This is a genomic window from Bacillus sp. FSL W8-0519 (genome assembly GCF_038005585.1).
GTDB lineage: Bacteria > Bacillota > Bacilli > Bacillales > Bacillaceae_G > Bacillus_A > Bacillus_A paranthracis.
This window is the reverse complement of sequence record NZ_JBBOTL010000001.1, coordinates 1,538,071-1,551,990: the sequence shown is the minus strand read 5'-3', so window position 1 is coordinate 1,551,990 and position 13,920 is coordinate 1,538,071. Positions and strand designations below refer to the sequence as shown.

18 protein-coding genes are annotated in these 13,920 nt (G+C 36.2%); 1 reads left to right on the top strand and 17 read right to left on the bottom strand.

Going from position 1 to position 13,920, the window contains the following annotated elements; genetic code table 11:
- Positions 1-22: 22 nt before the first annotated feature.
- From NST14_RS08125 to NST14_RS08095, 7 genes are read right to left on the bottom strand one after another with little or no spacing between them, the layout of a single operon-like run.
- Positions 23-1,003 carry a biotin--[acetyl-CoA-carboxylase] ligase gene (locus NST14_RS08125; protein ID WP_001192048.1) on the bottom strand — a complete coding sequence of 327 codons (981 nt, stop codon included), beginning with the start codon at positions 1,001-1,003 and terminating at the stop codon, positions 23-25.
- Positions 988-2,181 (bottom strand): CCA tRNA nucleotidyltransferase, encoded by a 1,194-nt coding sequence (locus NST14_RS08120; protein WP_000439308.1) that lies wholly within the window; start codon positions 2,179-2,181, stop codon positions 988-990. The genes NST14_RS08125 and NST14_RS08120 overlap by 16 nt, the downstream gene beginning before the upstream one ends.
- Positions 2,168-3,313 (bottom strand): N-acetyl-alpha-D-glucosaminyl L-malate synthase BshA, encoded by a 1,146-nt coding sequence (gene bshA, locus NST14_RS08115; protein ID WP_000768296.1) that lies wholly within the window; start codon positions 3,311-3,313, stop codon positions 2,168-2,170. Before bshA ends, NST14_RS08120 begins: the two co-directional genes overlap by 14 nt.
- On the bottom strand, positions 3,310-4,014 hold the full coding sequence (bshB1, locus tag NST14_RS08110; protein ID WP_000015666.1) for a bacillithiol biosynthesis deacetylase BshB1: 705 nt from the start codon (positions 4,012-4,014) through the stop codon (positions 3,310-3,312). The genes bshA and bshB1 overlap by 4 nt, the downstream gene beginning before the upstream one ends.
- Positions 4,015-4,025: 11 nt before the next feature.
- Entirely contained in the window at positions 4,026-4,421 is a 396-nt protein-coding gene (gene mgsA, locus NST14_RS08105) for a methylglyoxal synthase (RefSeq protein WP_000684755.1), read from the bottom strand.
- A 14-nt stretch (positions 4,422-4,435) separates the two neighbouring features.
- On the bottom strand, positions 4,436-5,236 hold the full coding sequence (dapB, locus tag NST14_RS08100) for a dihydrodipicolinate reductase (RefSeq protein WP_000658806.1): 801 nt from the start codon (positions 5,234-5,236) through the stop codon (positions 4,436-4,438).
- Positions 5,236-5,577, bottom strand: coding sequence for a nucleotide pyrophosphohydrolase (locus tag NST14_RS08095; RefSeq protein WP_001992677.1), 342 nt, complete (start codon positions 5,575-5,577; stop codon positions 5,236-5,238). The genes dapB and NST14_RS08095 overlap by 1 nt, the downstream gene beginning before the upstream one ends.
- A gap of 268 nt (positions 5,578-5,845) precedes the next feature.
- On the opposite strand from NST14_RS08095, the gene NST14_RS08090 reads away from it, so the two are divergent.
- Positions 5,846-6,727 (top strand): YitT family protein, encoded by an 882-nt coding sequence (locus NST14_RS08090; RefSeq protein WP_000203301.1) that lies wholly within the window; start codon positions 5,846-5,848, stop codon positions 6,725-6,727.
- Between the two features lie 28 nt (positions 6,728-6,755).
- On the opposite strand, the gene NST14_RS08085 is transcribed toward NST14_RS08090, so the two are convergent.
- From NST14_RS08085 to NST14_RS08040, 10 genes are all read right to left on the bottom strand, one after another.
- Positions 6,756-7,397: a uracil-DNA glycosylase gene (locus NST14_RS08085; RefSeq protein WP_000876851.1), complete on the bottom strand. Its 642-nt coding sequence runs from the start codon at positions 7,395-7,397 to the stop codon at positions 6,756-6,758.
- Positions 7,398-7,496: 99 nt separating this feature from the next.
- Positions 7,497-8,177, bottom strand: coding sequence for a zinc metallopeptidase (locus NST14_RS08080; RefSeq protein WP_000499536.1), 681 nt, complete (start codon positions 8,175-8,177; stop codon positions 7,497-7,499).
- 104 nt (positions 8,178-8,281) lie between these two features.
- Positions 8,282-9,070, bottom strand: a complete 789-nt coding sequence (gene ypjB / locus NST14_RS08075) for a sporulation protein YpjB (RefSeq protein ID WP_000831595.1) — start codon at positions 9,068-9,070, stop codon at positions 8,282-8,284.
- Between the two features lie 108 nt (positions 9,071-9,178).
- A complete protein-coding gene (gene lit / locus NST14_RS08070; RefSeq protein ID WP_000742533.1) occupies positions 9,179-9,865 on the bottom strand; it encodes a lipoprotein intramolecular transacylase Lit in 687 nt (228 codons plus the stop codon).
- A gap of 25 nt (positions 9,866-9,890) precedes the next feature.
- A complete protein-coding gene (locus NST14_RS08065) occupies positions 9,891-10,481 on the bottom strand; it encodes a DUF1405 domain-containing protein (protein ID WP_229142941.1) in 591 nt (196 codons plus the stop codon).
- Positions 10,482-10,591: 110 nt separating this feature from the next.
- Positions 10,592-11,359, bottom strand: a complete 768-nt coding sequence (qcrC, locus tag NST14_RS08060; RefSeq protein ID WP_000554606.1) for a menaquinol-cytochrome c reductase cytochrome b/c subunit — start codon at positions 11,357-11,359, stop codon at positions 10,592-10,594.
- A gap of 43 nt (positions 11,360-11,402) precedes the next feature.
- Positions 11,403-12,077, bottom strand: coding sequence for a menaquinol-cytochrome c reductase cytochrome b subunit (gene qcrB / locus NST14_RS08055; protein WP_000932700.1), 675 nt, complete (start codon positions 12,075-12,077; stop codon positions 11,403-11,405).
- Positions 12,078-12,590: a menaquinol-cytochrome c reductase iron-sulfur subunit gene (gene qcrA / locus NST14_RS08050; RefSeq protein WP_001290418.1), complete on the bottom strand. Its 513-nt coding sequence runs from the start codon at positions 12,588-12,590 to the stop codon at positions 12,078-12,080.
- A gap of 143 nt (positions 12,591-12,733) precedes the next feature.
- A complete protein-coding gene (locus NST14_RS08045) occupies positions 12,734-13,189 on the bottom strand; it encodes a YpiF family protein (protein WP_000871307.1) in 456 nt (151 codons plus the stop codon).
- 154 nt (positions 13,190-13,343) lie between these two features.
- The gene (locus NST14_RS08040) at positions 13,344-13,880 is read right to left on the bottom strand and encodes a ReoY family proteolytic degradation factor (RefSeq protein ID WP_001095923.1); all 537 of its coding nucleotides are present in this window, start codon (positions 13,878-13,880) and stop codon (positions 13,344-13,346) included.
- Positions 13,881-13,920: the final 40 nt, after the last annotated feature.

Here is a 13,920-nt window from a genome sequence, read left to right as displayed (position 1 = left end):
AGTTCCAAAAGAGGAACTTCTTTTACTTAATTTCGATATCCGCAGAATGAATATGATGTACTTTTCCTTCATGGTCTTCTAGGAGCAATACACCATCCTCTGTAATTCCTTTTGCTATCCCTGTAATTGTCTCTCTCATCGTTCGAGCGTTAATTTCTTTCCCGATGCTTACAGCGTAACTTTCCCAAAGAATTTTAATGACAGAGAAACCATTTTGTAAATACTCTTCATATAATTTTTCTAGTTGTAAAAAGATTTGTTGCATAAGCTCCGCACGAACAATTGGCTTACCAGATTCAATCGCTAAAGAAGTAGCAATATGCTGAATTTCCTCATCAAAATGTTCTTGCTTTTGATTCGCATTAATACCAATACCCATAATGACAGCATTAATTTTATCAGGATCAGCTTGCATTTCTGTTAATATTCCTACAGCCTTTTTCCCTTGAATTAAAATATCATTCGGCCATTTTATTCCTACGTTTACACCTGTGCACTTTTCAATTGCTTGCGCAACGCTAACAGCGGCTAACAAAGTAAGTTGTGGTGCATGTTGAACCGGGATTGATGGGCGTAAAATAATACTCATCCAAATTCCTGTTCCTTTTGGTGAATGCCATTTTCTGCTTAAACGACCTCTACCCGCTGTTTGTTCTTCTGCCACAACAATTGTTCCTTCTTCTGCACCTTCATAAGCAAGCTTTGCTGCAATATGTTGCGTCGATTCAACGGACTCTTCAAAATACACTGTTCTACCAATATGTTTCGTTTGTAACCCTAACTGTATTTCATTCGCAGTCACTTTGTCTGGCTTACTTGCAATTCGATAACCTAATCGACGCACAGCTTCAAGTTCATATCCCTCATTCCGAAGGTCCTCCATATGTTTCCACACAGCAGTTCTTGAGCAACCAAGTTTATCACTAATCGTTTGACCAGATACAAACTCGCCATCCGCTTCCGAAAAAACTTGCAATAACTGCTTTCTTATAGTAGATTGCATTCTTGCAGCCACTCCCTTATACACTCTTTCTCATTTACTACGTTTCCTTGTACAATTGCTTCTTCAATTTTTTGAATCATTTCAGCAACCCACGGACCTGGCTTTTTATTTGCCCAGTTTAACAAATCATTCCCAGTCACATTCATCTCTTGTCGACTCTTAATTGGCAATGCTTGAAACAACGTTTGTACCCGGTTAACAGCTGTATGATCATAGCTTTCAATCATCGCTTCATATACTCTTTCTGCCATTTCAGCTATATGAATTCCCGTTTTATAAAGAAGAACTGTATCCCAATCCTTCTCCTTTCTCTTACGGATTGTTAATAAAACTGCGACGATATCTTTTATTTTTTTATTCGAAAACTTCCATTGACGTAAAAAGACAGCTGGATGTTCTTCTCCAATACAATATAAGAAAAACGCCCACGCCTCAATGTCTGCTTCAAAAGAATCCCATTTATACTGCGTAGCTTTTAACAATTTCTCTTCTGACATCTGTAAATATGGTAGATGAGAAAATAGTTTCGTTTCTACTAATTCTTTGAGAGCCTTCACACAATATGTGCCAGTTAACAGTTTTTCAAACTCCACTGTAATTCTCTCAATTGCTATATGTTCCAGCAAATGTCCATATGTTTCAATTGCTTGCTTCGTTTTCGTCTCTAAAGAAAAACCTAACGTACTTACGAACCGAATACCACGCATCATTCGCAGGGCATCTTCTTGAAACCGATCCGCAGCATTTCCCACTGTCACAATTTCTCTCTTTTGAATCGCTTCCTGTCCAGCAAATAAATCAACCATTTTTCCTTCTTCTGTCATTGCAATTGCATTCATTGTAAAATCACGACGTTTTAAATCCTCTTCTAATGAACGAACAAATTGAACACTACTAGGTCTTCGAAAGTCTTCATATTCACTCTCTGTTCGAAAAGTGGTTACCTCATAAGGCTCACCATTTTCTACGACAATTACAGTTCCATGTTCAAGACCAACAGGAACATGTCTTGGAAATATAGCCATCACTTCTTCTGGTAAAGCAGATGTCGCAATATCAATATCTCCAATCGGCCTATCGATAATAAGGTCTCTTACGCTTCCACCGACAAAGTAAGCCTCATGCCCTTGTTGCTTTAAAGTCTCAATAATAGAACTAGCTTTTTTAAATCTTTCCATTTTTGTCATCCCTTAGTACATCATAGTAAATCGTTTCATATTGTGAGACGATTTTTTCAGAGCGAAACTGCTCGTAAACACTTTCTCTTGCTCGCTCTCCCATATTACGGTGAAGTTCTTCATCCTTTAATAGCTGAATGGCTTGATCTGCCACTCCTGTTGTATCGCCAACTTCACATAAATATCCTGTATCACCATGTTGAATGACTTCTGGAATACCTCCAACCCTTGTTCCGATACAAGGTACACCACACGCCATCGCTTCTAATAAAACAAGACCAAAACTCTCCTTCTCTGATAAAAGCAACATTAAATCACTCATCGCAAGTAGTTCTGCAACATTATCTTGCTTCCCTAAGAATAAGACGCGATCTTCAATATGTAAATTTTTCACCAACTGTAAAATCGTGCAAAATTCTGGTCCATCTCCAACAAGAAGCAACTTCGCATCTACTTCTGTAACAATTTTAGCAAATGCCTGCACAACATCTTGCACACGTTTCACTTTACGGAAGTTTGAAATGTGAATGAGTATCTTTTCACTCTCACTTATACCGTATTCTTTCTTTAATTGGGTCATATCACGTTTGAAATATACACGTTCGTCTATAAAGTTATATACCGTTTGAATGTCTTTATTTGGTTTTACAAGCTCATGCGTTTCGTTAATTAATGAATGCGAGACAGCCGTCACAACATCAGATTGCTCAATACCAAAACGAATTAAATTATTTAGCGAAGGGTCGGATCCTAACACAGTAATATCTGTTCCATGCAAGGTTGTAACAATTTTAATACGCTCTCCAATCATTTGTTTTGCTAAATAAGCACAAATGGCATGTGGTATTGCGTAATGCACATGTAAAATGTCTAGGTTTTCTCTTTGTGCAACCTCTGCCATTTTACTCGCTAACGCTAAATCGTATGGTGGATATTGAAATACAGAGTATTGATTTACCGTCACTTCATGAAAATAAATGTTTGGATACACTTTATTTAACCGGAATGGTAAACCCGATGTAATAAAATGAATTTCATGCCCGCGTTCCGCTAATTGCTTTCCTAATTCTGTTCCAACAACTCCAGAACCACCTACAGAAGGATAACATGTAATACCTATTTTTAATTTCATTTACATCCCCCTATTAAATCAGCATGTAATAAAACCGGTTTCTTACTCATAAACCCTTCGGCATATAAAACTCCAACTTCTTTTCCAAACATTTTCTCACGGGCGACTACAGTTTCAACGTAACCTTCTGTTAACGGCGTTTTCACACCATCACTCCCTGTTGAAAACTGACTTTCATACGCTTCTAATGCTTCCACCTTTTGCGATACGTATTCACTAATATCTATACAAAAATTCGGTTTATGAAAACCATTAATCATATAATGATAAAAAGACTCCACACGATGTGGTGGAACCTCTGGCATATATTTGCGAATTCCCGCTGAAAAAATAGCTTCTTCCACAAGTTTTGCACAATTTGCATGATCTGGATGACGATCTTCATAATACGGCGCAAAAACTAGTTTTGGTTTATATGTACGAATTACCTTTACAATTTCACGTATATACTCTTCTTTCATATACAAACCACGGTCTGGCATCGCTAAATTTAGTCTCGTTTTTACTCCCATTATACGAGCTGCCGCCTTCGCTTCTTCTTTTCTTAACTCTATCGTTCCGTTAGAAGAAAGATCAGCTTCTGTTAAATCACAAATACCTACTTCATACCCTTGCTTCGTATATTTAGCAATGGTACCCGCCATGCCGATTTCAACATCATCGGCATGGGCACCAAACGCTAATATATGTAATCCACTCATAATTGTTCCCCTCATTTTCTTAACTTGCGGTAATCTAAATCTCCTCGCTCTAATGCGTGCATTAACATTTCAGCACTTGCCATATTCGTCGCAAGTGGAATTGCATATACATCACATAAACGAAGCAATGCATTCACATCCGGTTCATGCGGTTGTGCTGTTAATGGATCGCGGAAGAAAATTACCATGTCTAAATCATTTTTTGCAATCATTGCACCAATTTCTTGATCGCCGCCAAGAGGACCAGATTGATATCTTGTTACAACTAAGCCGGTCGCTTCCATAATACGAAGTCCTGTCGTTCCTGTTGCAAATAATTCATGTTGTTCAAAAATTGGTTTATATGCGTATGCAAACGAAACCATGTCGTCTTTCTTTTTGTCATGTGCGATTAAGGCAATTTTCATCCGTTGTCTCCCCTTTAGTCGATAATATTTTCTAAACCGTACACAAGATGATCTAGATTCATTACTGTCTCAATTGATAGTTTTACACCAGACATAAATGATGCACGATTGAATGAATCATGACGAACTGTTAACATTTGTCCGTCTCCACCAAACATTACTTCTTGGTGTGCAATAAGTCCTGGTAAACGTACACTATGAATGTGAATGCCGTCTACGTTTGCACCACGAGCCCCTTCTAGTTGCTCTACTTCATTTGGATGACCTTGCTGCTTTGATTCACGATTTTGACGAATCAATTCTACTGTTTTTACCGCTGTACCAGATGGTGCATCTAGTTTTTGATCATGATGCAATTCAATTACTTCAACATCTTGGAAGTATTTCGCTGCCATTTGTGAGAATTTCATCATAAGAACTGCACCAATTGCAAAGTTTGGAGCGATAATTGTTCCTACTGCTTTTTCTTTCGCAGTCTCAGTTAATTGTTTTAGCTCTTCTTCAGTAAATCCAGTTGTACCAATAACAGAACGAAGTCCACGCTCAACTGCTAGTGTAACGTGTTGTTTCCCAACTTCTGGCGTTGTTAAATCTAACAACACATCTGCTTCTACTTCCTCTAAACAAGTATGTAAATCTCCATAAATAGGTGTATCTAGCGCTGGCATTCCCGGTAAATCAGAGATTTTCTCTCCACCATGCTTATAATCCACTGCTGCTACTAAATTAAAATGTTCCGTTCTTTCCATAAGAAGAACTGCTTCATGTCCCATACGTCCTCTTGGTCCAGCGATAATTACTTTAATTTCTTTCATTATTCTTTCTCTCCCTCATCAATACGTGTCCAGCGATCTTTATCGCGAGTATTAAATTTATTCATTACAATGTTATGTGCTGTTTCTAAATCAATATTTAAACTATTTGCCATACAAATCATAACAAATAATACATCTCCAAGCTCTTCTTCAATACTACGTTCTGTTTCAGTTGTTTTCTTCGGTTTCTCACCATAATAATGATTCACCTCTCTTGCAAGCTCCCCCATTTCTTCCGTTAAACGAGCCATCATTGCAAGTGGACTGAAATAACCTTCTTTAAACTGACCAATATATGCATCAACTTCTTTCTGCATATCCTTCATCGTTTTCGCTTCCATACAATTCACCTCTAATCCTTCCTCTTTCATGTTAGCCAATTCATCGCGATTTGACAAATATTATTCCCCGCCAAACACCTATTTGCGACCCTTTTTGGGAAAGATTATAATAAAGTGAAACTTCTTTTGCGTTTTTGGCAAAAAATCAACCAGAACCAATCGATTTTTATAGCCTTCACTATTTTCACTAGCAACTAGAAATTACTTATCATTATGTTTTACCGTTTCAGCGGAGCAATGCCATTTACATAATTAGGGGGATTTCTATATGACATCAAATTTGAAGATTCGAAATATCATTTTTATTTTAATCGGTTCCGCTATTTTTTCTTTCGGTATTGTGAATATCAATATTGAAAATCACCTTGCAGAAGGTGGATTTACCGGTATTACACTATTATTGTATTTTCTATTTAAGTTTGACCCTTCTTATTCAAACTTAATTTTAAATATCCCTATATTTTTTATTGGTTGGAAGTTACTTGGAAGAGCGACATTTATATATACACTAATCGGCACCTTTAGCGTATCTTTATTTCTATGGATTTTTCAGCGTTACGAAGTTCTCAACTTACATGTAAACTTACAAAATGATATGACACTCGCAGCTTTATTTGCTGGGGCATTTATTGGTATCGGTCTTGGGATCATATTTAAATACGGCGGAACTACTGGCGGTGTAGATATTATTGCGAGACTCGCTCATAAATATGTTGGCTGGAGTATGGGGAAAACGATGTTTATGTTTGATGCTATCGTCATTATCGTCTCTATCCTTACCTATTTATCATATCGCGAGGGTATGTATACGTTAGTTGCTGTTTTTATCGGGGCGAAAGTCATTGATTTTATGCAAGAAGGAGCCTATGCAGCAAAAGGAGCAACTATTATCTCCGATAAAAACGATGAAATTGCTGCTAAAATTTTATCTGAGATGGAGCGCGGAGCGACCTTTTTAAAAGCTGTTGGATCGTATACAAAAGTGGAACGGAACGTATTGTATTGCGTTGTGGCTAAAAATGAAATCGTGAAATTAAAAAATATTATTACTTCTGTAGATCCTCATGCATTTGTTGCAGTAAGTGACGTACATGATGTAGTTGGTGAAGGTTTTACGTTGGATGAAAATAAAAACCCATTACATACATAAACACAACTAGAAAAGCTTTTTAGCTTTTCTAGTTTTTTATTACGTATTGCTTAAGTTTCTCTAAATCCTCATAAATAAGCTCCAATAAGCCCCGATTATAAAAAATGGAAGCAGGATGGAAGGTCGGAAAAATATGATATTCTTTCTCTGACCATGTAAATTCTGCACTTTGCATATCCTTTAATTTTTGAATGGGCTGTTTTAATAATTGTCCGTGCACATCTGTAATCTTTTTATCTTTTCCTGCTAAACGTTGAAGACCGATATTGCCAAGCGTGACGATAAGCTTCGGATTTATTTTCTCTAATTCATAATCTAACAACGGTGCATGGGCAACTATTTCTCCTTGATTTGGCGTTCTATTATACTTTTTTTGTATGATTTCACCATTTCGTTCTTTTTTCTCTCGCCACTTATAAGGTCTACTCCGAACAGCACTCGTAATATATACTTCTTCTCTTGTAACGTGAATACGTTCTAAAAAACCCATTAATTGTTTTCCGGCTCTCCCGCTAAACGGAATCCCATTATGAATTTCTGTTTCACCAGGCGCTTCTCCTAACAACATAAATTTCGGATTTTCAGGGCCTTGTCCACTTAAAAAACCTTCTAATTGATAAGGAGCACTACGCTCTTTCACCTGTTTTACTAAATGGTCTGGATATTTCATTTCCCCACCGCCTTTCCGCATTACTTCTATTATTTCTATTTGCAATACATTATATAATTCAATCCACAAAACAAAAAAGACTATCAAAATTGATAGTCTTTAGTCGTCGCTACGCTGCATACCAGTATAAATTAATACGAGACGTAATAATTCAAATACCGCTACGGCTGCAGCTGCTACATATGTTAATGCTGCCGCATTTAATACTTTACGAGCTTGGCCATATTCATCTGTTGATACGATTCCTAACGCTTCAATTTGTTGCATCGCACGCTTTGATGCATCAAACTCAACTGGTAATGTAACGAGTTGGAACACAACACCTGCTGCCATTAAAATGATACCTAAAAATATCATGTTGGCCATCGATGCAAAAATACCGATCATAATAAATATCCAAGAAATATTTGAACCAAAGTTCGCAACTGGCACTAACGAATGACGAATACGCATAAAGTTATAATCTTTTGCATCTTGAATTGCGTGTCCTACTTCGTGTGCTGCAACTGCTGTACCAGCAACTGAATGACCGTAATAGTTATCTGTTGATAATCGAACTGTTTTGGCAGTTGGATCATAATGGTCTGATAAATGACCTGGTGTTTCTTCTACAGCTACGTTGTATAATCCATTTTCATCTAAGATTTTCCGAGCCACTTCTGCTCCTGTCATACCTGATGTTGAATAAACTTGTGAATACTTGCTATAGGCACTACGTACTTTTGACTGTGCATACAACGGTATGATCAAAATGATCGCGAAGTAAATTAAATAAAACATCATGAACCTCCATTGAAGTTTTAATTATAGTACTTCTCATTCTATTTTCTTCTGCCACCATTGTCAATGAATAAACCTTACAATCCGAATCTTTATTTATTACATTATCTATTCTTAGAATGTACATTACTTTTTCTTTTTTCTCTCTCTCCTTTATACTTTCTCCACCCAACATAAGTTAATGTGAATAAAATAAGACCTCCAGTAATTGTCATAAACCAAATGAGAGAAGGTGCAATTTCATCTTTTTTTACTGTATGAAATATTTTTTGCAAATCTCCTTTAATGATTCCTAATTGCATTTGCCCACCTTTTGTTTTTAACATAACGTTACGAAATTCATCTAAATAAGATAAATGGGCATTTACACGCTGCACTTCATTTTCTGGCAAGGCAATCATTAAGCTTGGATAAATAATATTAAATTCATGTAAAAATGTGTTTAACGTTTGTTGAAACTGTCCCGTATCTTCTTTTTTCATCGCTTTTTCCATTTGAGAAAAGGCATCCATTACTTTTCCTTCTCTTTCCATCCAAAGTGGTTGATATTTCGATACTTGCGCATCGACAGCGAGCTGCAGGGCTAACACATTATCAATTTTAACTTGTTTCCTTACATCTTCTTCCGCGAGAGATTGTTTCGCCTTGTCGTAAGCTAAAGAAATAACTCTAACTTGATCTGGCGTTACTTCCTGCTTCTTTTCATTCCCCTTTATTACAAACTGCTCCGAGAAATGTTGCAGTACTTGTACTGCTTTTTCATCTTCATTACGCTTCACTAATTGTAATGAGTCATCTAACAACCCTGTTAGTTCACTCCACTCCTCAGCATATATACGTAACGGAAACATGATAATTAGAAATGCAATCAGTCCAATTAATGTTCTCTTCATCACGGTCCCCCCTATAACTACTAGTACAAAATATGTTAATGTGGACAAGAATAGAACAGAACTGGACCGAAAAATATATTATCGTTTTACAAACAAAAAAAATTCTCTTTAAACAGAGAATTTTTCTTTTGAAATCCTTTTCTTTTTTACGAAATATTTATACAAGCTATAACAAATTATGCTACCACATAAAATAAATAATAAAATAGCACACGCTGCATGCATAAAAAACTCTTCTGGTAACATTAATATAATCGGATCCTTCTCAGGATCAAAAACCCAATAATCATTACTGAATAAAAGCTTATGGAATATCACAAAACTCTTTTCAAAATTAATAACAATCGGTAACATTAACGCTATTGGAAAAATGATTGTTAAAATAGATCCATGTAGTAAAAACTTTTCATTTTTCTTTTTTAACAAATACATGCCGCCTACTATTGCAATTATAATTGTCGCATACATTACATATTGAATCTTTACTAAAATGTTTTTCACATCTACAAAATGAACACGGCCATTTGTAGACATATCTAGTGTTGGCAAATGTAATGCTCCGTCATAAAATGGCGATAAATATGTGATAAGCACATCATAATTTCTTTTAATATCATCCTTCGTCATATCTGCTAAATCTGGAATGTTCAAAAAATCAATTTCAAAATAATATAGCCATTTTCCATATACAACCGCCGTTGTTGCGAGTGCAAATATAGAAAATGCTATGCTATATGAAACAATTATCGTAATCAATCGATCCAATATTTTTGTACCACTCGTATTTTTCTTCATTTTCTCCCCCTACATATTCTAACTATCATAAAGAAAACTGTTTTCGATTCTCACGTAAGCAAAAATAATATGTCATACAAAGCACAGCAATGCTTAACCAGAACGTAAAATAACCAATTTCTCCTACAAACAAATGCATAATTCCGTATCTCGGCATTTGCCAGAACAAATAATCAATTGCATCATTATGTAATGTCCATATAGCGGCTACCGCAAAATGCCATTTTTTTATACGGTAAAACGGTGCATATAGCACTGCTTGTACTGCCATCGCAAAATGCGAAAGCATTAACATATACCCGATAAGGCCAATAGGACCTTTTACATAAATCATAACCCCATTTACAACAACAGCCCATATACCATATTTTATTAAAGTAACAATCGCTAGCGCCTCTATTAATCCCCAATTTCTCTTTATTAAAAAAGCGATTAAAACAAAGACAAAAAAAAGACTTGCCATAGGACTATCGGGTACAAACGGCCAAAATATAGGTAAAGTTTCTTTTAATTGATTTCCATACCATATGAATCCGTATATTGTACCTAATATGTTAACAACTAATAAAAATAATAATACGGAGCGTTGCCTTAACATTGCATACAAGTAAACCAAGCTGTATGTCCAACACCTTTCATTCTTTCATCAAACTCTACTCTATTATATAGTAAACTTTCTATCATCAAAATAAAAAGCTGACTACAAATTTTGTAGTCAGCTTTTTATTATTTTTTATTATACTTTGCAACGAATTCCGAAAGCTTCTTCAGTTCCTCATCTGTACCTTTAAATACACCTTTAGGCATGGAACCTTTTCCCTCTTTCGCAATTTTAGCAATTTCTTCTGGCTTCAAAGTTAAATTTTGCAGTGCTGGTGCTGCTGCGCCGCCCTGTAAATTGTCACCGTGACATGTTAAACAAGTATTTTTTTGCATTAATTTATAACCGTCATCATTTTTATCAACTGGTGCTGTTTTTACAATTGCTCCTTGTTTTTTTGCAGCTTCCCAGTCGTGGTGTGCTACAGATTCCCAAGTTAAAAAGATAATCGATGCAACTGCTAAAAGCATAAATCCCGTTGCTACAGGACGCTTCAATGGGCGTCTTTCTGGACCTCGATCAAGAAATGGAGCTAACAGTAATGCGCCAAACGCAATCCCTGGCATAATGAACGCTCCAATTACAGTAAATGAGCCAGAAGCATAAGAATACTTTAATAACTGATACAAGAATAAGAAATACCAATCTGGAAGTGGTATATACCCAGCATCAGTTGGATCCGCCATTCTTTCAAGCGGTGACGGATGCGCCACTGTTAAACATAAATAACCGATTAAAAAAACTGCACCAACCATCCATTCTTTTAACAAGAAGTTCGGCCAAAATGCTTCTGTTTTCCCTGGGTATTCCGAATAGTCTTTTGGAATATTTGGTTTCCGAGCTACCGGTACCCGAGAATCTCCTACAAACTTCATCCCTTTGCCGCGATGCATAATCTCCCTCCTTTAGTTCTTTCCCCTTTAATTTAGCAATCTCTTATAGCGGACCGGAAATACCTTGTTTGCGAATCATGATGAAGTGGAAGGCCATTAAACCTAGAAGTGCTGCTGGTAAGAAGAAGACGTGAATAGCAAAGAAGCGAGTTAATGTTTGAGCGCCAACAATTTCGGAATGACCAGCGAGTAATGTTTTAATGTAAGGACCAATAAGCGGCGTTTGCTCTGCAATTTGAATCCCTACTTTCGTAGCAAATAACGCTTTCATATCCCACGGTAATAAATATCCGGTAAAACCAAGACCTAACATAACAAAGAAAATAAGAACACCAACAATCCAGTTTAGCTCACGAGGCTTTTTATACGCACCCTGGAAGAAAACTCTAAGTGTATGTAAAAACATCATTACAATTACGAGACTAGCACCCCAGTGGTGCATACCACGAACAATTTGCCCATATGCAACTTCATTTTGCAAATAATAGACCGATTCCCAAGCATTTTTAATATCAGGCACATAATACATCGTCAAAAACATTCCAGATAAAATTTGAATTACAGTAACGAAAAAGGTAAGTCCGCCAAAGCAATAAACGAATGCAGAAAAGTGATGTGCCGGGTTTACATGTTCAGGTACTTCATGATCAGCGATATCACGCCATATTGGTGTAATATCTAACCTTTCATCTACCCAATCATAAATTTTATTTAGCATCTACTTTGCACCCCCTCTTGGCTTCGCTTTTCCTAAGTACAGCGTTCCATCTTTCACTTTAGATTCGTATACATCAAGTGGAGCAAGGGGCGGCGTGCCTTTAATGTTTATCCCGTCTTTTGTGTAACGGCCCCCGTGACATGGACAAAAGAATTGATTCGGATGTGCTTTGTCCGAATTCCAGTTCACTGTACATCCTAAATGTTTACATACTGGAGAGAATGCAACAATGTCTCCGCTTTCATCTTTATGAACCCAAGCTGATTTTGGCTCTTCGGACTTGTACCAACCATCAACCTGCTTCACCTTAAAGTCGAAACGTTTCGGCTCTGTTGTAATATCCTTTACTTGTGCAACAGCAACCATATCCGTTCCCGCTTCTTTTCTTAACACCGGATCAAGCGCAAATCGCGTCATCGGCATTAAAATACCCGCTGCCATAAAGCCTCCTACCCCTGTAAGGGTGTAATTTAAAAACTGTCTTCTTGACACACGATGTTCTTTCTCGCTCACGAAAATTTCCCCCCTCTATCAGAAATTGTCCCCTCGTGATAAATTATATAAAAAATAAAAACTAGGACACTATCATGATATAATACGCTCATGCACAGGTCAATATCATACTACTCATAATAATAAGAACTTTCTGTTTATTATTATTTTCCCCATTTTTCTTCTAACATTACCATTATATTTTTTATATGTGCATGAATCACTTCTCTTTTCGCTTGATCACTAAATTGTTCTAACGCTAATGAAGGAAACCAAAATAAATCTCCCTGCAATTCTTGCATATCTTCTTTCCATGAAAAATCACTTGTAACATAAGCAATATGCTTAAAACCTTGCTTTTTCAAATGATTTGTCCATTCTTGCAAACGACCTTTTTCGTTTTTTTGACTTTCTACTAGATACGTAAATGCAGGTAATAAAAGCACTCTTCCTTTATATTCTCTTTCTAGCTCCATACTCAACAATTCGATAAATTCCCCTTGTTCTACTACCATTTTCATTTCTTTCGCTGCTGAAATTGATAAAAGTGGTATAACACCCGTATCTACATATTCTCTTGCTTGCTCAAACTGTTCCACATCTTTTACAATCCATTTCAAATGTCTTCCCTCCCCCGTCTATAAATGACAGAACTTTCACTTTATATATATTAAACCATACTAAAAGAGGTAAAAAAAGAAAAACTACCTATATTAAGGTAGTTTTTCTTGAAAAAGTCTGAAATTTGTAAAATTTTATGAATCCAAATGAATTCTATAACATCTTTAACTCCGCTGTTAACCTATGAAACGCTTCCTTATCTTGCTTATCCAGCGCTTCATCAATTTGTTTCAAAAGACGTTCTCTTCTAAAAGAAAATACACTTTCTTCTAAAAACCTTTCTGCAAGTAAACGATCTTTTTCATTTACTTCAATGTGCTTTGGTAAATATGGGTTTTCTTCTAATACAGCTACGTAATTGGCATTTTGAAACGATGATTTAAAATTGAGTTGAATATAAATATCCTCATCTCGATTTAAACGAATATCATGAAACGATTTTTCAGCATCTGTTGTCATAACATTTTGTTTAAAAAAGTGAAACGGTGTGTCTTTTACACAATTCGCGGACATTACTAAGCCACGCGGACAATATTTTGCATGCTCTACGAAGTGGACTTTATGCATCAATTGGTCGTGACTCATTAAATAATTCAAAATCCATACACATTCACGCTGTTTCAGTTGGTAATTATTCAAAAACCATTTTACAAAATCCTTCTTCTCGTTTACAGAAACAGGGGTATTCATAGCAATTAAGTCCCTCCTCTGTCTTTCTCTTTTCTTTTTA